This is a genomic window from Corynebacterium sp. p3-SID1194 (assembly GCF_025144155.1).
Lineage (GTDB): Bacteria > Actinomycetota > Actinomycetes > Mycobacteriales > Mycobacteriaceae > Corynebacterium.
Map to the genome: position 1 here is coordinate 173141 of NZ_JALXWY010000001.1, position 18589 is coordinate 191729.

17 protein-coding genes are annotated in these 18589 nt (G+C 63.6%); 13 read left to right on the top strand and 4 right to left on the bottom strand.

What is annotated here, in order from left to right; genetic code table 11:
- The first annotated feature begins 60 nt into the window (after positions 1 to 60).
- The 9 genes from M3G19_RS00845 (at position 61) to M3G19_RS00885 (ending at position 8392) form a co-directional block, all read left to right on the top strand.
- Positions 61 to 744 (top strand): metalloregulator ArsR/SmtB family transcription factor, encoded by a 684-nt coding sequence (locus M3G19_RS00845; protein WP_259899933.1) that lies wholly within the window; start codon positions 61 to 63, stop codon positions 742 to 744.
- Positions 737 to 2182 (top strand): Fe-S cluster assembly protein SufB, encoded by a 1446-nt coding sequence (gene sufB, locus M3G19_RS00850; protein WP_210573362.1) that lies wholly within the window; start codon positions 737 to 739, stop codon positions 2180 to 2182. Before M3G19_RS00845 ends, sufB begins: the two co-directional genes overlap by 8 nt.
- Entirely contained in the window at positions 2183 to 3364 is a 1182-nt protein-coding gene (sufD, locus tag M3G19_RS00855; protein ID WP_259899936.1) for a Fe-S cluster assembly protein SufD, read from the top strand.
- A 49-nt stretch (positions 3365 to 3413) separates the two neighbouring features.
- Positions 3414 to 4169, top strand: coding sequence for a Fe-S cluster assembly ATPase SufC (sufC, locus tag M3G19_RS00860; protein ID WP_259899937.1), 756 nt, complete (start codon positions 3414 to 3416; stop codon positions 4167 to 4169).
- Positions 4170 to 4250: 81 nt separating this feature from the next.
- Positions 4251 to 5513: a cysteine desulfurase gene (locus M3G19_RS00865; protein ID WP_259899939.1), complete on the top strand. Its 1263-nt coding sequence runs from the start codon at positions 4251 to 4253 to the stop codon at positions 5511 to 5513.
- Positions 5514 to 5577: 64 nt separating this feature from the next.
- Positions 5578 to 6045, top strand: coding sequence for a Fe-S cluster assembly sulfur transfer protein SufU (gene sufU / locus M3G19_RS00870; RefSeq protein ID WP_259899940.1), 468 nt, complete (start codon positions 5578 to 5580; stop codon positions 6043 to 6045).
- 7 nt (positions 6046 to 6052) lie between these two features.
- The gene (locus tag M3G19_RS00875) at positions 6053 to 6457 is read left to right on the top strand and encodes a metal-sulfur cluster assembly factor (RefSeq protein ID WP_210573357.1); all 405 of its coding nucleotides are present in this window, start codon (positions 6053 to 6055) and stop codon (positions 6455 to 6457) included.
- A 37-nt stretch (positions 6458 to 6494) separates the two neighbouring features.
- Positions 6495 to 8123, top strand: coding sequence for an ABC-F family ATP-binding cassette domain-containing protein (locus M3G19_RS00880; protein WP_259899942.1), 1629 nt, complete (start codon positions 6495 to 6497; stop codon positions 8121 to 8123).
- A gap of 20 nt (positions 8124 to 8143) precedes the next feature.
- A complete protein-coding gene (locus tag M3G19_RS00885; RefSeq protein ID WP_259899943.1) occupies positions 8144 to 8392 on the top strand; it encodes a hypothetical protein in 249 nt (82 codons plus the stop codon).
- A 21-nt stretch (positions 8393 to 8413) separates the two neighbouring features.
- Here the strand turns inward: M3G19_RS00885 and M3G19_RS00890 are convergent, their stop codons facing one another.
- On the bottom strand, positions 8414 to 9784 hold the full coding sequence (locus M3G19_RS00890; RefSeq protein ID WP_259899944.1) for a PFL family protein: 1371 nt from the start codon (positions 9782 to 9784) through the stop codon (positions 8414 to 8416).
- Between the two features lie 6 nt (positions 9785 to 9790).
- A complete protein-coding gene (locus M3G19_RS00895; RefSeq protein ID WP_210573352.1) occupies positions 9791 to 10060 on the bottom strand; it encodes an ACT domain-containing protein in 270 nt (89 codons plus the stop codon).
- 65 nt (positions 10061 to 10125) lie between these two features.
- Here M3G19_RS00895 and M3G19_RS00900 point away from each other — a divergent pair, with 65 nt between their 5' ends.
- Positions 10126 to 10803, top strand: a complete 678-nt coding sequence (locus tag M3G19_RS00900; protein ID WP_259899945.1) for an SDR family oxidoreductase — start codon at positions 10126 to 10128, stop codon at positions 10801 to 10803.
- Here the strand turns inward: M3G19_RS00900 and M3G19_RS00905 are convergent.
- Positions 10800 to 11525: a glutamine amidotransferase-related protein gene (locus M3G19_RS00905; protein WP_259899946.1), complete on the bottom strand. Its 726-nt coding sequence runs from the start codon at positions 11523 to 11525 to the stop codon at positions 10800 to 10802. The genes M3G19_RS00900 and M3G19_RS00905 overlap by 4 nt on opposite strands.
- A 130-nt stretch (positions 11526 to 11655) precedes the next feature.
- Positions 11656 to 14436 (bottom strand): aconitate hydratase AcnA, encoded by a 2781-nt coding sequence (acnA, locus tag M3G19_RS00910; RefSeq protein ID WP_210573348.1) that lies wholly within the window; start codon positions 14434 to 14436, stop codon positions 11656 to 11658.
- A gap of 201 nt (positions 14437 to 14637) precedes the next feature.
- On the opposite strand from acnA, the gene M3G19_RS00915 reads away from it, so the two are divergent.
- The 3 genes from M3G19_RS00915 to M3G19_RS00925 all read left to right on the top strand — a co-directional run bounded on the left by M3G19_RS00915 (position 14638) and on the right by M3G19_RS00925 (position 18587).
- Positions 14638 to 15138 (top strand): DUF6676 family protein, encoded by a 501-nt coding sequence (locus M3G19_RS00915; protein WP_259899948.1) that lies wholly within the window; start codon positions 14638 to 14640, stop codon positions 15136 to 15138.
- A gap of 501 nt (positions 15139 to 15639) precedes the next feature.
- Positions 15640 to 17499 (top strand): DIP1281 family NlpC/P60 protein, encoded by a 1860-nt coding sequence (locus M3G19_RS00920; protein ID WP_259899949.1) that lies wholly within the window; start codon positions 15640 to 15642, stop codon positions 17497 to 17499.
- Between the two features lie 35 nt (positions 17500 to 17534).
- The gene (locus M3G19_RS00925) at positions 17535 to 18587 is read left to right on the top strand and encodes a ferrochelatase (RefSeq protein WP_259899956.1); all 1053 of its coding nucleotides are present in this window, start codon (positions 17535 to 17537) and stop codon (positions 18585 to 18587) included.
- The last annotated feature ends 2 nt before the right edge of the window (positions 18588 to 18589 follow it).

The window sequence follows — 18589 nt, forward strand, 5'->3', positions numbered from 1 at the left end:
CGCGAAACCATGACGGGTGCAGGAACACGCGCGCAACGGTCGACTGAAGGTCAGACCCGCATGCGCATCATGAACTGCATGCTGCGGTCCGGTCCTTCCACGGCTGCGCACCTCGCGGAGCAAGTGGGTCTCTCGCCTGCCGGTGTACGCCGGCACATAGACAAGTTGCTCGATTCCGAGCTGGTGGAAGCGTGTGAAGCCCCGGCGCAATCGCCGGCGGGCAAACCAACGCGCGGCCGGCCCGCCCAGCATTATCGTCTCACGGACAGCGGTCGAGACCGCTTCGGCAACGGCTACGACGAGCTCGCGCTCGCCGCCTTGGCCGAAGTGGAGGAACTCGGCGGCCGCGAAGCCGTGAAGAAGCTCGCGCGTAAGCGGGCGGAGCGGATGTTGGGGGTGGCAGGCAGCGTCGATAAGCGAAAAGCCCACGATGCGGAAGGTGTGGCGCACGCCGCAACCGAGGTCGCGGACGCATTCGCAGCCCACGGCTACGCCGCTGAAACGAACCACGTAGGCTCGGGTCTGCAACTGTGTCAGCACCACTGTCCGGTACACGCCGTCGCGGCCGAATACCCGGAAATCTGTGAGGCTGAGCACGAGTTAATTGCGGAACTGGTAGGTTCCACCGTCGCACCGTTGGCCCTGATCGCAAACGGTGACGGGGTGTGCACCGCGCACATCAGTCTCGCAAGGAGCACCAAGCTGGAGGACAAACAATGCGAAAGGAGCGGAGACGATGACTAGTACGACTCCCGCACCCGGCCTGGAAAAGCCGATGAATGACGACGAGATCATTGAGTCCATGGGGCCGTACAACTACGGCTGGCACGACTCCGACGAAGCAGGTTCCGCCGCTCGCCGTGGTCTCGACGAAGATGTCGTGCGCGAGATCTCTGCGGCCAAGAATGAGCCGGAGTGGATGCTCGAGCAGCGCCTGAAGGCACTGGACATCTACGACAAAAAGCCCCTGCCGAACTGGGGTCCGGACCTGTCCGGCATCGACTTCGACCAGATCAAGTACTTCGTCCGCTCCACTGAGAAGCAGGCGACGAGCTGGGAAGACCTGCCGGAAGACATCAAGAACACCTACGACAAGCTGGGCATTCCGGAAGCTGAGAAGCAGCGCCTCGTCGCTGGTGTCGCCGCACAGTACGAGTCCGAGGTCGTCTACCACAAGATCCGCGAGGACCTTGAGGAGCAGGGCGTCATCTTCGTCGACACCGACACCGGTTTGCGCGAGTACCCGGAGCTGTTCAAGGAGTACTTCGGTTCCGTCGTTCCGGCTGGCGACAACAAGTTCTCCGCTCTGAACGCGGCTGTTTGGTCCGGCGGTTCCTTCATCTACGTGCCGAAGGGCGTCCACGTGGAGATCCCGCTGCAGGCCTACTTCCGCATCAACACCGAGAACATGGGCCAGTTCGAGCGCACCCTCATCGTCGTCGACGAGGACGCTTACGTCCACTACGTCGAGGGTTGCACCGCGCCGATCTACCAGTCCGACTCGCTGCACGCAGCAGTCGTGGAGATCATCGTGAAGAAGAACGCGCGCTGCCGTTACACCACGATCCAGAACTGGTCCAACAACGTGTACAACCTGGTCACCCAGCGTGCCCGCGCCGAGGAAGGCGCCACGATGGAGTGGGTCGACGGCAATATCGGCTCCAAGGTGAACATGAAGTACCCGGCTGTCTGGATGACGGGCCCGAACGCCCGCGGCGAGGTTCTCTCCGCCCAGTTCTGTGGCGAAGGTCAGACCCAGGACACCGGTGCGAAGGTCGTCCACATGGCGCCGAACACCTCCTCCAACATCGTGTCCAAGTCGGTCTCCCGCAACGGCGGCCGCGCCGCTTACCGCGGCCTGGTGCAGATCAACGCCAACGCGAAGAACTCCACCTCCAATATCGAGTGTGACGCACTCCTGGTGGACAATATTTCCCGCACGGACACCTACCCGTACAACGACATCCGCAACGACCACGTGACCCTGGGCCACGAGGCGAAGGTGTCGAAGGTGAGCGAGGAGCAGCTGTTCTACCTCATGTCCCGCGGCATCTCCGAAGAAGACGCGATGGCGATGATCGTCCGCGGCTTCATCGAGCCGATCGCGAAGGAGCTCCCGATGGAGTACGCGCTCGAGCTCAACCGCCTCATTGAACTGCAGATGGAAGGATCGGTGGGTTAATTGACCGAGACCGTAGCTAAGAAGGAGCGCGTGGGTAACGCGACCTTCCACGACAATAAGGGCGACCTGTTCGCCTCCTACGACGTCAACGACTTCGAGGTCCCGCAGGGCCGCGACGAGGTCTGGCGCTTCGTGTCCCTGCGCCGTCTGCGTGGGCTGCACAACGGCAAATTCGCTCCGCAAACGGAGGCGAAAGTGGAAGTCCAGTCGTCTTCCGAGGTCACGGTTGAAGAGGTTTCGCGTGACGACGAACGCCTGAAGGCCGTCACCGCCCCCACCGACCGCATCGCCGCGCAGGCATGGTCCTCCATGCCGCACGTGACCGTGGTGTCGATCCCGGCGAATGCCGATCTGGCTGAGCCCGTGGTCATCACCACCACCGGTGCAGGGCTGGACAACACCACCTTCGCCGGCGTCCACGTCGAGGCAGGGGAGAACGCCCGCGCCACCGTCATCGTCCAGTACGAAGGCTCCGGCACCCACGCTGACAACGTCAATTTCGTGATCGGCGATAACGCTCACGTCAACGTCATCGTCGACGAGGAGTGGGAAAATGACGCCGTCCACGTCGGTGCCCAGAGCATCGTGGTGGGCCGCGACGCTGTGCTGCGCCACACCGTCGCCACCTTCGGCGGCGAAGTCGTCCGCAACACCCCGCGCGTGAAGTACGCCGGTTCCGGCGGCGATGTCGAGCTGACCGGTGTGTACTACGCCGACGACGGCCAGTACATCGAGAACCGCCTGCTGGTGGACCACAACCACCCGTACTGCCGCTCCAACGTGCTCTACAAGGGTGCGCTCCAGGGCGACAAGGACTCCAAGCTTCCCGACGCGCGTACCTGCTGGGTCGGCGACGTGCTGATCCGCTCCAACGCCTCCGGCACGGAGACCTACGAAGCCAACCGCAATATCGTGCTCACCGATGGTGCCCGCGCAGACGCGATCCCGAACCTCGAGATCGAGACCGGCGACATCCCGGGTGCTGGCCACGCCGCCACCGTCGGCCGCTTCGACGAGGAGCAGCTGTTCTACCTCAAGTCCCGCGGCATTCCCGACGGCGAGGCACGCCGCCTCATCGTCCGCGGCTTCTTCAACGAGGTGCTCAACCGCATCCCGGTCGAGTCCGTGCGCGACGAGCTGATCAATCGTGTCTCCGGCGAGCTCGAGCAGGTCAACCTGTAAGGCCACGGCCAAGGCAACACCCTTTTAAAACGAAAGAGAAAAGAGTTCTATGTCTACCCTGGAAATCAAGAACCTCCACGCCTCGGTCCTCCCGCTCGAGGAAGGCCAGGATCCCACCCCGATCCTCAAGGGCGTCAACCTGACCATCAACTCCGGCGAGACCCACGCCATCATGGGCCCGAACGGCTCCGGCAAGTCCACGCTGGCCTACACCCTGTCCGGTCACCCCTCCTACGAGGTGACCGAGGGCGAGGTCCTGCTCGACGGCGAGAACATTCTCGAGATGGAAGTCGACGAGCGCGCGCGTGCCGGCCTCTTTTTGGCCATGCAGTACCCGGTCGAGGTCCCGGGCGTGTCCTCGTCCAACTTCATGCGCTCCGCTGTCACCGCCGTCCGCGGCGAGGCACCGAAGCTGCGTGAGTGGGTCCAGGAGCTGAACCAGGCCCGCGACGACCTGAAGATCGACCCGTCGTTCAGCGAGCGCGCGGTCAACGAGGGCTTCTCCGGCGGCGAGAAGAAGCGCCACGAGGTCATGCAGCTGTCCCTGATGAAGCCGAAGTTCGCTGTCATGGACGAGACCGACTCCGGCCTCGACGTCGACGCGCTGCGCATCGTCTCCGAGGGCATCAACCGCTACCAGGACGAGACCGAGGGCGGCATCCTCATGATCACCCACTACCAGCGCATCCTGAACTACGTGAAGCCGGATCACGTGCACATCTTCGCTGATGGCGTGATCAAGCACTCCGGTGGCTTCGAGCTGGCTGAGAAGCTCGAGGCTGAGGGCTACGACGCATTCGTCTAAACCCTTCCGAAACGGCCGGCCTCACCAATACGCCGGCCGTTTTTCTTCCCCCCAATCCACCAACGAGACAGAACCGAGCTCATGACCCAGTACGTGAACACCGACGGAACATTGAACCTTGATGCGATCCGCGCGGAGTTTCCGATCCTTTCCCGCACCGTGCGCGAGGACACGCCTTTGGTGTACCTCGACTCCGGTGCGACATCGCAGCGACCGGAGCGCGTGTGGCGCGCGGAGGAAGAATTCGTGCTGAACACCTTCGCGCCCGTCCACCGTGGCGCATACCAGCTCGCGGAGGAAGCGACCGACGCCTACGAATCCGCGCGCGAGTCGATCGCCCGTTTCGTGGGCGCCGAGGGGCATGAGATCGCGTTCACTAAAAACGCCACCGAGGCGCTCAATCTCGTCGCCTACACGCTTGGCGACGACCGCGCCGGCGACCTCCAGGTCCGCGAAGGCGACACCATCGTGATCACGGAGCTGGAGCACCACGCGAACCTCGTTCCGTGGCAGGAGCTCGCCCGCCGCACCGGTGCGACGCTGAAGTGGTACGCCATGACCGACGATGGTCGCATCGACCTCGACTCGCTGGAGCTCGACGAGACAGTCAAGGTCGTCGCCTTCACGCAGCAGTCGAACGTCACGGGTGCGATCGCAGACGTCCCAGAGATGGTCCGTCGCGCGAAGGCCGTCGGCGCGCTCACCGTCCTCGACGCGTGCCAGTCCGTGCCGCACCAGCCGGTCGACTTCCACGCGCTCGACGTCGATTTCGCGGCGTTCTCCGGCCACAAGATGTGCGGACCGTCCGGCGTCGGCGTCGTGTACGGCAAGGGCTCGCTTCTCGACGCGCTCCCGCCTTTCCTCACCGGTGGTTCCATGATCGAAGTGGTGAAGATGGAAGGCTCTACCTTCGCCCCCGCACCGCAGCGTTTCGAGGCAGGCACCCAGATGACCAGCCAGGTCGTCGGACTCGGTGCGGCCGTGGAGTTCCTGGGCGAGATCGGCATGGACAAGATCGCCGCGCACGAGCACAAGCTGACCGCCTACGCGCTCGAGCGTATGCAGGAGATCGACGGCCTGCGCATCATCGGCCCTGAGATTGCGGAGTCCCGCGGCGGCGCGATCTCGTTCGTCGTTGACGGCATTCACCCGCACGACCTCGGCCAAGTGCTGGACTCCAAGGGCGTGTGCATCCGCGTCGGTCACCACTGCGCATGGCCCGCACACCGCGGCCTCGACGCGCAGTCCACCGCCCGCGCGAGCTTCTACCTGTACAACACCACAGAAGAAATCGACGCGCTTATCGACGGCATCCGCGCCGCCCAGGAATTCTTCGGCGCCTAATCCCGTTGCACGTGTAAGACACCAGAACTGTTAGACGGCAGAAAGCCAAGGTAGAAAGAAGAGTATGAACCTAGAGTCCATGTACCAAGAGGTCATCCTCGACCACTACAAGAACCCGCAGAACGCGGGCCTGCGTGACCCGTACGAGGCCGAGGTGCACCACGTCAACCCGTCCTGCGGTGATGAGCTCACCCTCCGGGTGCACTTGTCCGAGGACGGCAACACTGTCGAGGACATCTCGTATGAGGCGGAGGGGTGCTCGATCTCGCAGGCGTCGACAAGCGTGCTCACCGAGGAAGTGATCGGCCTGCCGGTTGCTGAGGCGATGAAGAAGCTCGACGCTTTTGAAGAGATGATCACCTCCAAGGGTGAGAAGGAGGGCGACGCTGGCCTGATCGGCGACGGAATCGCCTTCTCCGGCGTGGCCAAATTCCCCGCCCGCGTCAAGTGCGCGCTGCTCGGTTGGAAGGCCTTCCAGGCCGCCACCTGCGACGCGATTACCGAGCTTGAAAACAATCAGAACAAGGAGTGACCGGATAATGACCACCCCGAATGAAGCAGACACCTCCAGCTCGAGTTTCGACGGTCCGGGCGAGCGCCCCGAGCAGACCGAAGAGCAGATCCAGCTCGCCGCTGACGTCGCTGAATACCTCCACGACGTGATTGACCCGGAGCTCGGCATCAACGTCGTCGATCTCGGCCTCGTCTACGACATCTGGATCGAGGAGGAAGCCGACAAGAAACGCGCCGTGATCAACATGACGCTGACCTCTCCGGCATGCCCTCTGACCGACGTCATCGAGGAGCAGGCCGAGCAGGCCGCAGTCGGCTCCGGCGCCGTCGACGCGATCACCCTGAACTGGGTCTGGATGCCGCCGTGGGGCCCGCACATGATCACCGAGGAAGGCCGCGAGCAGCTGCGCGCCCTCGGCTTCGCGGTCTAAGTATCCCGTTTTGACGGCAGCGGTACACTGACCGCTTGTGATTGTCACCAACGACCTTGAAGTCCGCGTCGGCGCGCGTACCCTGCTCAACGCGCCCGGCCAGCACCTACGCGTGCAGCCCGGCGACCGCATCGGGCTTGTCGGCCGCAACGGTGCCGGCAAGACGACCACGATGCGCATCCTGTCGGGGGAGACCGAGCCGTACGGCGGGTCGGTGACACGCTCCGGTGAGATCGGCTACCTGCCGCAGGATTCCCGCGAGGGAAATATTGAGCAGACTGCGCGCGACCGTGTGCTCTCGGCCCGCGGGCTCGACCAGCTCCGCTCCTCTATGGAACGCCAGCAGGAGATCATGGAGGTCGAAGACGGGGCCAAGCGCGACGCCGCGATCTCGAAATACTCCCGTCTCGAGGAGCGCTTCCAAGCTCTCGGTGGCTACGAGGCAGATGCCGAAGCAGCCCAGATTTGTGACAACCTGGGTCTGCCGGACCGCATCCTCGACCAGCAGCTCAAAACGCTCTCCGGCGGCCAGCGTCGTCGCGTTGAGCTCGCGCAAATTCTCTTCGCCGCCAACGATGGTGCGGGTAAGTCCACGACGACGTTGCTTCTCGACGAGCCCACCAACCACCTCGACGCTGATTCCATCACGTGGCTGCGCGATTTCTTGTCCAAGCACGAGGGCGGGCTCATCATGATTTCCCACGACGTCGAGTTGCTGGACCAGGTGTGCAATAAGGTCTGGTTCCTCGACGCTGTCCGTGGCGAAGCCGACGTGTACAACATGGGTTTTTCCAAGTACAAGGATGCTCGCGCCGAAGACGAGGCGCGCCGCCGCCGCGAGCGCGCCAACGCGGAGAAGAAGGCCTCCGCCTTGCAGAAGCAGGCCGCCAAACTCGGTGCCAAGGCCACCAAGGCAGCGGCTGCCAAGCAGATGCTCGCCCGCGCCGACCGCATGATGAACGAGCTGGACGAGGTCCGGGTGGCGGACAAGGTGGCGTCGATTAGCTTCCCGGAGCCCGCGCCGTGCGGTAAGACCCCGCTATTCGGCAAAGGTCTGACCAAGATGTACGGCTCACTCGAGGTCTTTGCCGGCGTGGATCTCGCGATCGACAAGGGTTCGCGCGTGGTCGTGTTGGGCACCAACGGCGCAGGCAAGACGACCCTGCTGAAGCTTCTTGCCGGGGTGGAGCGCACCGACGGTGAGGGTGGCCTCGTCAGCGGCCACGGCCTCAAGATCGGCTATTTCGCGCAGGAGCACGACACGATTGACGGCGACAAAACCGTGTGGGAGAACACGATCGAGGCGTGCCCTGACGCCGGCCAGCAGGACTTGCGCGGCCTGCTCGGCGCGTTCATGTTCTCCGGCGACAAGCTGGAACAACCCGCCGGAACACTCTCCGGTGGTGAGAAGACACGACTCGCTCTGGCCACGCTCGTCTCCTCCCGAGCCAACGTGCTGCTTCTCGACGAGCCCACCAACAACCTCGACCCCCAATCCCGCGAGCAGGTCCTCGATGCCTTGAAGACCTACACCGGTGCCGTCGTCCTCGTCACCCACGACCCTGGGGCGGTCCGTGCCCTTGAACCGGAGCGCGTGATCATCATGCCGGAGGGCGATGAGGACATCTGGAGCGACGAGTACATGGAGATCGTCGCGCTCGCCTAAATAAGAATAAGATGAGGGACATGAACCCGATTGATTCAGTACTTGAAGCCTGGAAGTCCCTCAGCAAGGAAGAGAAGACCATAGCCGGTGTGTTCGGCGCGATCGATACTGTCGCGAAGGGCATCGCGTTGTGGGATCTCGCGCGCACCGACACGAAGAACCTGCGCGGCCCGAAGTGGTTCTGGACCACCTTCATCGGCGCGGTGAACACGCTCGGCTGGGCGAGCTACTTCACCGTCGGCAAGAAGCGTGACGGCAAGAAGAACTAGTCAGGTTCTCCCCGCGCCGCGCTAATTGCGGAAGCCGTGGACCGGCGCGGGAATGAATCCGCCGCGCTCGATGAATGGCGCGTTGTACACTTCGCTAACCGGAATGACCGGGGCGTATCCGAGAAGACCACCGAAGTTCACCTCATCGCCGGGCTTTGTGCCCGGCACAGGAATGAGGCGGGCGGCGGTGGTCTTGTGGTTCATCACACCGATAGCGGCTTCGTCGGCGATCATGCCCGCGATGGACGCGGCAGAGGTGTCGCCGGGGATGGCCACCATGTCGAAGCCGACGGAGCAGATCGATGTCATCGCCTCGAGCTTGTCCAGTGAAATGGCGCCGGAACGGACGGCATCGATCATGCCCTGGTCCTCGGAGACCGGGATGAAGGAGCCGGAGAGACCGCCGACGCGGGAGCAGGCCATCATGCCGCCTTTCTTGACGGCGTCGTTAAGCAATGCGAGCGCGGCTGTCGTGCCGTGCGTGCCCACTTGGCCAAGGCCCATGTGCTCGAGGATGTGGGCAACGGAATCGCCGACCTCCGCGGTGGGGGCGAGGGAGAGATCGACGATGCCGAAAGGCACGCCGAGCCGTTCCGCAGCGAGGTTGCCGACGAGCTGACCGGCGCGCGTGATCTTGAATGTGGCCTTCTTGATTTCTTCGGCGACTTCGTTGAGGCTCTTCCCGGCAAGGGGTGTGATGGCGCGGTCCACCACGCCCGGGCCCGAGACACCCACCGACACGACAGTGTCGGGTTCCTCGATGCCGTGGAATGCTCCTGCCATGAACGGGTTGTCGCCGACGGCGTTGGCGAAGACAACAAGCTTGGCGCATGCGATAGAGGACTCGTCGGCCGTGCGGGCAGCCGCATCCTTGATCACCTCGCCCATCGTCTTCACCGCATCCATGTTGATGCCTGCGCGCGACGACGCGACGTTGACGGAACCGCAGACGAAGCTCGTCTCGGACAGTGCTTCCGGAATCGAGTGGATGAGGCGCGAATCAGCCTCGGTCGCGCCCTTTTCCACGAGGGCGGAGTAGCCGCCGATGAAGTTCACGCCCAGCTCGGTCGCAGCGCGGTCGAGGGCGCGGGCAATGTCGGCGGGATTTCCGTCCACACCAGCAGCGACGAGTGAGATCGGGGAGACGGAGACGCGCTTATTCACGATCGGGATACCGAGTTCGTGCTCGATTCCCTCGCAGACTTCCACGAGACGGGCGGCGCGCGTGGTCACGCGGTCGTAGACGGCCTCCGCGGTTGCCTCCATCGTGGCCCGCGTGCATCCGATGAGCGAGATGCCCATGGTGACGGTGCGGATGTCGAGGCGGTAGTCCTCGATCATCGAGATGACGTCGACGATGCTGGCGGCTTTGAAATTGAGTTGGTTCGCCATCGCCGCTTAGACCTCGTTCATGGCGGTGAACAACGCTTCGGACTGGACGCGGATATCCACGCCGAGGGTCTTACCGAGCTCGGCCATCGTGTCCTGGAGGCCCGCGAGATCGAAGTCGTCGGTCGGCAGCTCCGCACGCAGAATCATGGTGAAGAAGTCGTCCATGATGGTCTGGGAGACGTCGACGATGTTGAGCTGATGATCGGCAACGGCCTGCGAGACGCCGGCGATAATGCCGACGCGGTCCGGCCCGGTGGTGGTGATGATGGCGTACATGCGTCCTATCCTACGGCGCGCTTGGGTGATGACAGCGTTCGGGATTCAGGGCTACGGTGGGCGATATGAGCACTGAAGAAAACACGCAAGAAGCAAGCAAGTTCGTCCTCGTCCTCGGCGCGGGCGGCAACGTGTCCAAGCACACGGTTCCGCTGCTTACCGAATCGGGGCACAAGGTCGTAGCGCTCGTGCGCAATCCGGACCACGCGCAGGCGCTTATCGACGCCGGCGCAGCCGTGATCATCCAAGACCTCACCGCCTTGGACGAAGAGGGGTGGGCGCGCCTGATAACTCCCTTCGACACCGTCGTGTGGTCCGCCGGAGCCGGCGGCGGCAGCGCAGAACGCACATACGCAGTGGACCGCGACGCAGCCCTGAAGGCCGTGGACGCCCTCGAGGAACTCGGCGAGTTCGCGCCGCACTTCATCATGGTCTCCTACGCAGGTGCCTCCGAGGCGACCACGGAGGACGACGGCGGATCGTGGTACGCGTATGTGGAGTCGAAGAAGGCCGTCGACAAGCGTCTGCTCGCTTCGGAGCTGCCGTACACGATCCTGGGCCCGACGCGTCTGACAGATGAACCGGCGAAGGGGCTCAGTGTACTCACCGAGCTGCGCAACGCGGAGTCGACGACGTCGCGTGAGCTCGTCGCGCAGGTGATCGTGGAGGCTGTCGATCGCGGTGGCCTCGAGCCGAACCCGTTCGATTTCGAGGACGGCGACACGCCCGCCAGCGAGGCTTAGTTCAGGCCGCAGTGCGCGGTGAAACGACGCAATAACTCGTTCGAGTACGTGGTGTCCACGCCGGGAAGTGAGGCGACGATCGTGTCGTATTCCTCGGCGGGGAAGTACCCGTAGTCGTAGAAGAAATCCATGCGGGCTTTCATCGCCCCATGGTCCATCTCCGCGTGGAATTGGGTGGCCCACACATGGTCGCCGTAGCGGACAATCTGTACAGGACACGTCGGGCCGCTGGCGAGCAATTCGAGCTCAGCCGAAAGCGATTCGGCGTTTTCAGTGTGCCCAGTCAGCGCCGTGAATTCCGCGGGCAGCCCGGCAGTCAGCGGATCCTGCGCAGCAGCGGGCAGAAGCTTCACAACGGTCGGCCCCGCCGCCTCAGGGTGCGTGTGCGCAACGGAGCCACCCAGGTGGTGCGTGAGCCAGCTCAGACCGAAACAGACAAAGAAGACGGGGAGTGGTCCGGCGACGACCTCTCCGAGAATCTCGTCGATGTGGCGCTGCCACGGGGACCACTCCGCGTTGGTGATATTCAGTGAGCTGCCGCCGACGATGATGCCGCTGAAGCCTTCGAGGCTGCCGAGCGGGGTGTGCACGTCCGGGATCATGCGGCGCTCAAGCTGCTCAGGCATGAGACCCGTCGCGCCTAGGACGTCGTTGTATTCGGCCATCGACACATCAGTGCCGATCGCGCCGTCGCGCAGGGAAAGGAAGAGCAGACGAGACATGACGGCAATTCTATACCGCTTGGTCTAGTAGGGGTGAAACTGGGGGCGAGCGGCGGTGTCGTCGATAAGCGAAAATGCGCAAAGCAAAAGGCCGGACCCCGCGCGGGATCCGGCCTTTAGTGGCTAGAACTTAGTTCTTGACCATCTGGCGCAGCACGTATTGGAGAATGCCGCCGTGGCGGTAGTACTCAGCCTCACCAGGGGTGTCCACGCGGACCTTGGCGTCGAACTCGACGGTCTCGCCACCTTCCTTGGTAGCCGTGACGTGAACGGTCTCCGGAATGGTGTCGCCTTCATTGAAGGCGGTGATGCCGGAGATGTCGAAGGTCTCGGTGCCGTCCAAGCCCAGGGACTCGTGGGACTCACCCTCCGGGAACTGCAGCGGCAGAACACCCATACCGATCAGGTTCGAGCGGTGGATGCGCTCGAAGGACTCGGTGATGACGGCGCGGACGCCGAGCAGGTTGGTGCCCTTTGCAGCCCAGTCGCGGGAGGAACCGGTGCCGTACTCCTTGCCGGCCAGGACGACCAGCGGGATGTTCTTCTCGGCGTAGTTCTGCGCAGCGTCGTAGATGTACGCCTGCGGGTTGCCTTCCTGGGTGAAGTCCAGGGTGTAGCCGCCAGCATCGGTGACGAGCTGGTTGCGGAGACGGATGTTGGCGAAGGTACCGCGGACCATGACCTCGTGGTTACCGCGACGGGAACCGAAGGAGTTGTAGTCGTGGCGGGCGACGCCGTTGTCGTCCAGGTAGTTCGCCGCCGGGGTGCCCGGCTTGATGGAGGAAGCGGGGGAGATGTGGTCGGTGGTGACCGAGTCGCCCAGCTTCGCCAGAACGCGAGCACCGGAGATGTCCTCGACTGCCTCCGGCTCATCCGGCATGCCGTCGAAGTACGGAGCCTTGCGGATGTAGGTGGAGTCCTCGTTCCAAGAGAAGGTCTTGCCCTCCGGAACGTCGAGAGCCTGCCACTGCTGGTCGCCCTTGAAGACGTCCGCGTAGTCCTTCTCGTACATCTCGCGGGAGATCGTGTCGGCGATGACGCCCTCGATCTCCTCCGGGGACGGCCAGACGTCCTTCAGGAAGACGTCGTTGCCCTCAGCGTCCTGGCCGAGCGGCTGGGACTCGAAGTCGAAGTCCATGGTGCCGGCGATCGCGTAGGCGATGACGAGCAGCGGGGACGCGAGGTAGTTCATCTTCACGTCCGGGGAGATGCGGCCCTCGAAGTTACGGTTACCGGACAGCACAGCGGTGGCAGTCAGGTCGTACTCGTTGATGGCGTCGGAGATCTCGTTCGGCAGCGGGCCGGAGTTACCAATGCAGGATGCGCAGCCGAAGCCGGAGAGGTAGAAGCCGACAGCCTCGAGGTCCTTCCACAGGTCCGCGCGGTTGTAGTAACCGTCGACGACCTGGGAGCCCGGAGCCATAATCGTCTTGACCCACGGCTTCGCCTTCAGGCCCTTCTCCGCAGCCTTGCGTGCCAGCAGGGCAGCGCCGACCATGACGGACGGGTTGGAGGTGTTGGTGCAGGAGGTGATTGCGGCGATGGCGACCATGCCGTGGTCGAGGGTGTACTCGCCGCCCTGCGGGGACTCGACGATGACCGGCTTGGAAGCGCGGCCTTCAGCGCCCTCGGCAGCGGACTCACCGTTTGCCGGCCAGGACACGTTGTAGTCGACAGCCTCGACCTTCTCGGCGCGGACCGGCTCTGCGGCGCCCTCGCCGGCGGTGTTGTAGTCCGGCAGCTGCTTGCGGAAGGTGTTCTTGGACTCCTCCAGCAGGATGCGGTCCTGCGGGCGCTTCGGGCCTGCGATGGACGGCTTGACGGTGGACAGGTCGAGCTCGAGGTACTCGGAGTACTCGGCTTCCTCCGCGCCCTGCTCGAGCCACATGCCCTGAGCCTTGGCGTATGCCTCGACGCGGTCGATGGTCTCCTGGTCGCGGCCGGTGAGGTGCAGGTAGTTGATGGTCTCCTCGTCGATCGGGAAGATCGCACAGGTGGAGCCGAACTCCGGCGACATGTTGCCGATGGTGGCGCGGTTAGCCAGCGGGATCTCCTTGACGCCATCGCCGTAGAACTCGACGAACTTCTGGACCACGCCGTGCTCGCGGAGCATCTCGGTGACGGTCAGAACGACGTCGGTAGCGGTCACGCCAACCGGGATCTCACCGGTGAGCTTGAAGCCGACGACGCGCGGGATCAGCATGGAGACCGGCTGGCCGAGCATTGCAGCCTCGGCCTCAATGCCGCCGACACCCCAGCCCAGGATGCCCAGGCCGTTTTCCATGGTGGTGTGGGAGTCGGTGCCGATGCAGGTATCCGGGTACGCAACGCCCTCGTTGTCGAAGACGACGCGGGACAGGTACTCGATGTTGACCTGGTGGACAATGCCGGTTCCCGGCGGGACGACGCGGAAGTTAGAGAAGTTCTCCGCACCCCAGCGCAGGAACTGGTAGCGCTCCTCGTTGCGCTCGTACTCGATCTCGACGTTCTTGTCGAGGGCGTTCTCGGAGCCGAAGGCCTCGATGATGACGGAGTGGTCGATGACCATCTCAGCCGGGTTCAGCGGGTTGACCTGGTCCGGGTTGCCGCCGAGAGAAGAAACGGCCTCACGCATGGTGGCAAGGTCGACAACACAGGGCACGCCGGTGAAGTCCTGCATGAGGACGCGGGCCGGGGTGAACTGGATTTCCACAGACGGCTCAGCCGAAGGATCCCAGTTAGCGATAGCCTTAATGTGCTCCTCGGTAACGTTCTTGCCGTCTTCGGTGCGCAAGAGGTTCTCGCCGAGCACCTTCAGGGAGTAGGGCAGTTTCTCCATGCCTTCGACGGCATCGAGGGCGTAATAGTCGTAGGACTTACCGCCGACCTCGAGCGTCTTCTTCGCGTTGAAGGAGTTCTTGCTTTCAGACACGTGAGCTCCGTTTCTCGTTGTAACAACTGAAAATCTAGGTGTGTGACCCATCAGGGTCCCTACAGGTCAATGTTAGGACACACACGTTGGTTCGGGGGTATTTGGTCGCACACAATTATTATTGTCAGACTTTCAGCTACCCCGGCCGGTCTCGGCGCGCCCACCTCGCACGAATCCGGCGGCCGGATACGCTCTTTTGACATGGACCCCAGCGCGCCCAATTTCGACAGCTTGAGAGCACAGCTTATCGACGACGCCGTTGCCTTCGACACCGACAATCCCGCCAACCTTGCGCTCGAGGCAGACCTGCTGGGAGCTGTCGCGGATGTGAACGCGGGGGAGGCGGGTCCGGCAGGACCAGTAGGCATCGTAGTGCTCGGGCAAGCGGGCCAGCCTGCAGGCGCTCTGCGGGACCTCGCCCAGGACCTCAAAGACGCGACCGCGACGGAAGCGGGATTCGACACCGTGATTGTCCGCTCTCCGGCGGCGACCGCCGCGGTGAGCGACAGCCTTACCCGTGCGCAAGTAGAGAAGGGCCAATATGCCCTGATCTCTGAACCGAATCATGCCGCCGGTGTCCGCGCTTTTGCCGCGGAGGCGGATGCCTTCACTATTCCGTGGGCGTTGGTCACTGCAATCCTTCTCGTGCTAGTCGCCGTCGCGGCCGGAGTCTCCTTCTTTTTCGCCAAAAGCAACGACTAATCCGTCAAGGCTCAGCAGATGACCTAAAGGTCTAGAAAATGGCAGCTTCGGCGTGTCTGCCGGGCATTGTGACCGCAATGTGATAGTTCCCGGGGCCAATGTGTCGCATGTCACAGTAACGCGCCTCATCTCTAAAACCCCAGCGTGGGCAAATCTCACAGTCATGTTATTCGCCTTGACGCGTGTGAAATTTGGTAAAGGGTGTGCAACAGACTTGTTATGTGGCCTATGGTTTCCATGTCAGCTCGTGGGCTGATAGCTGCAACATCAGAGCGCAGACGTAACTCTCGAGAGATTCGGGCATGTGGGGAAGCACGCCAAGGATCACGGGTCACGTCAGTGCGGAGGTAGCGGTGAATCAGCCCACGGGTTTTCATCCGTGATCGTTCAATCGTCCGCACGCCAGCCTTGACACCCTGGCCCATTCACGGTCCGTCTCCCGGGCATACCTATGCCTTGGTGCGGTCTGCTGATGAAGTGTGCGGTGAGAGGAATACCTCCGTGGATTTCACCGTCCGTTCCGCGCGCGGCACTGCGCGGCCCCGCCTGTCCAGTAAATTTCGTGTCCGCACCCTCGTGCCGGCTGCCGCCTGCGTGGCTACGTTGTCTATGGCGACGACGCACGTGGAAGCTGTCGCGCAAGAATCGCCCCTGACGGCGATTGTCTCGGAGATTTCTCGCCACGAGGTAGATATCGACCGCATTAACCGTGGGATCGGTAAGCTCCGCGAAGCCGTCAACCAGGCTCTCGTCGACCTGCACGATGCCCAGTCGCATGCTGAGCAGGCCCGTCAGGGTGCCACCGAAGCGCGCAAACGTCTCGACGACACCCAGGCCGAGGTCGAGCGCGCCCAGGATGAGCTCGACCAGATCTCCCGCTCCTCGTACCGCTCCAGCGGCGCGGGTGGGGCGAGCGTCCATGCAGACGCCGACGCCCGAAAGGATTCCCTCGACCGCAAGACCTATCTCCGCAAGGAGTCCGAGGATAAGCAACGCGCACTCGAGGATCTGCAGCGTGCGCGCACCGAGGCCGCCAACGACGAGTCGACGCTACGTCAAGCCAGTAGGCTTGCCGACGACCGCGCTGCCGCTGCCGAGGAGGCCGAGGAGAAGGCACGAACGACCCTCGACGACTCGCTGAGTTCTCTGGATACATTCCTCGCAGAGCGCGACACCGTCTCCACCGAGCTTGAGGAAGCTAAGTCCGACCTCGCCGAGCAGCGCCCCGAAGCTGCAGCAGCCATGGGCATTGGCGTCGACGGCGCAGAAGGTGCCGCCGCCGGTACTGAGGGCGTCGCTCCGGATGCAGCCCCCACTCCGGAGACTGAAACCCCGGACGCGCCCGAGCAGCCGACCACCGAGTCGGAGACCGACACCCCAGAGACCGCGGCCGAAGAGTCTGCCGACACTCAGACCGAGTCGGAATCCGCCACCGAACCGGAAACCGCCACGGAAGCTGAGTCTGAGCCCGAGGGCGAAACCGAGGCAGAGGCTGAGGCAGAAGCAGAGGTAGCGACCGAGGCCGAGCCCGATGCCGAATCCTCTGACGCGGAGGCACCGGCAGAGTCGGCAAACACTGAAGATGAGCCGGCAGACGCCGGAACTGCGGATGCGGGATCGTCCGATGCCTTGAGCTCCGCAGGGTCGTCAGCGCCGTCCCTGGAAGAGTTCGCCAACCCGGATACGGTCCAGGCTGCACTCGACGCTTTTGCGAAGGCGGTCGGTGAGACCCAGGCGGATCACACTAGCTTCGAAGACCCGTACGCCGACAGCGAGGATGGAGAGTCGGGTGCGTCGGGGATCGCGGCGCCGTCGTCAAGCGAAAGTGCGGATGCGTCCGTGGCCGAAACCGACGAGGAAGAAGGCACGAATGTCGCAGACGTCCTTCCGGATGTCGACGACGCGGAGGAAGTCTCCAACAAGCTGCGCGGCGACGAAGCGGCTTCCGACGGCAGCCGCGAGCAGCAGATCGAAGCGGTCATCGCGCGTGCTGAATCGCAGATCGGCACCCCGTACGTGTGGGGCGGCGGCGATGCGAACGGCGCGACGATGGGCCTTGACGGCCAGGGCTACAACGGCCAGGCCGGCTACGACTGCTCGGGTCTCGTCCTCTACGCCTTCTCCGGTGCAGGTATCTCGCTGCCGCACTACACGGGCTACCAGTATCAGCGCGGCACCCAGATCCCAGTCGATGAAGCTGAGCGCGGTGACCTGCTGTTCTGGGGCAACGGCGGCAACCAGCACGTCGCGATCTACCTTGGCGACGGCATGATGCTTGAAGCACCGCAGACCGGAATGAACGTGCAAAAGACGGCAGTCCGCCGCAGCGGAATGGCACCGATGGCTGTCCGCCTGATCTAATACCGGGCGTAGGGCCGCTGAACTAGAATGGCCCTATGTCTGAAAGCAACTTCGATGCACTCCTCGTCTTGTCCTTCGGTGGCCCCGAGGGAGAAGACGAGGTCATTCCATTTCTGGAGAATGTCACCCGCGGTCGCGGTATTCCGCGCGAACGCCTCGCTGAGGTCGGCGAACACTACTTCAATTTCGGTGGTGTGAGCCCGATCAACGGCCAGAACCGCGAGATCATCGCCAATGTCGAGGCGGAGATCGCCGAGCGCGGCGAGACCCTGCCGGTCTACTTCGGCAACCGCAACTGGCACCCATACGCGGCTGATGCGGCCGACCAGATTGCGGCCGACGGCCACAAAAATGTCGCTGTTTTCGCCACCTCCGCGTGGGGCGGGTACTCGGCGTGCCGCCAGTACGACGAGGACATTGTGAAGCTGCGCGAGGCGCACCCGGAGCTCGAATTCACGAAGCTCTGGCAGTTCTACGGCCACCCGACTTTTGTGAAGCTCATGGCGGATCATGTCCGCACGGCGTGGGAGGCAGCGGACCAGAAGACCACCCGCGTTTTGTTCGCCGCGCACTCGGTACCGAATGCGGCCGACGACGCATCTGGCGGCCCGACCGACCAGAATCTGTACTCCCGTCAGGTCGCGGAGGCCGCGCGCCTGATCGCGCTTGAGGCTGGCGTCCCCGATTACGAGGTCGTCTGGCAGTCCCGCTCCGGCGACCCGCGCACCCCGTGGCTTGAGCCGGATGTCGTGGATCGCACCGAGGAGATCGACGACGCGAATGAGGGCGTCAAGCACATCATCTGCGTCCCGGTCGGTTTCATCACTGACCACATGGAGGTCATCTGGGACCTCGACACCGAGCTCAAGGAAGCGTGTGAAGAGCGCGGCATCACGCTGACCCGCACGCCGACGGTGGGCTTGGAGCGGACCTTCGCGAAGCTCGTCCTCGATCTCGTCGACCACACGGCTGCAGGCACAGAGCCAGAAAGCTTATCGACGATCACCGTCCAGGGCTGCACCCTCAACGGCGCCCCGTGCAAGGAAGGCTGCTGCGCGCCCCGGCGCCCGAAGCCGGTCGCGTCTTAAGC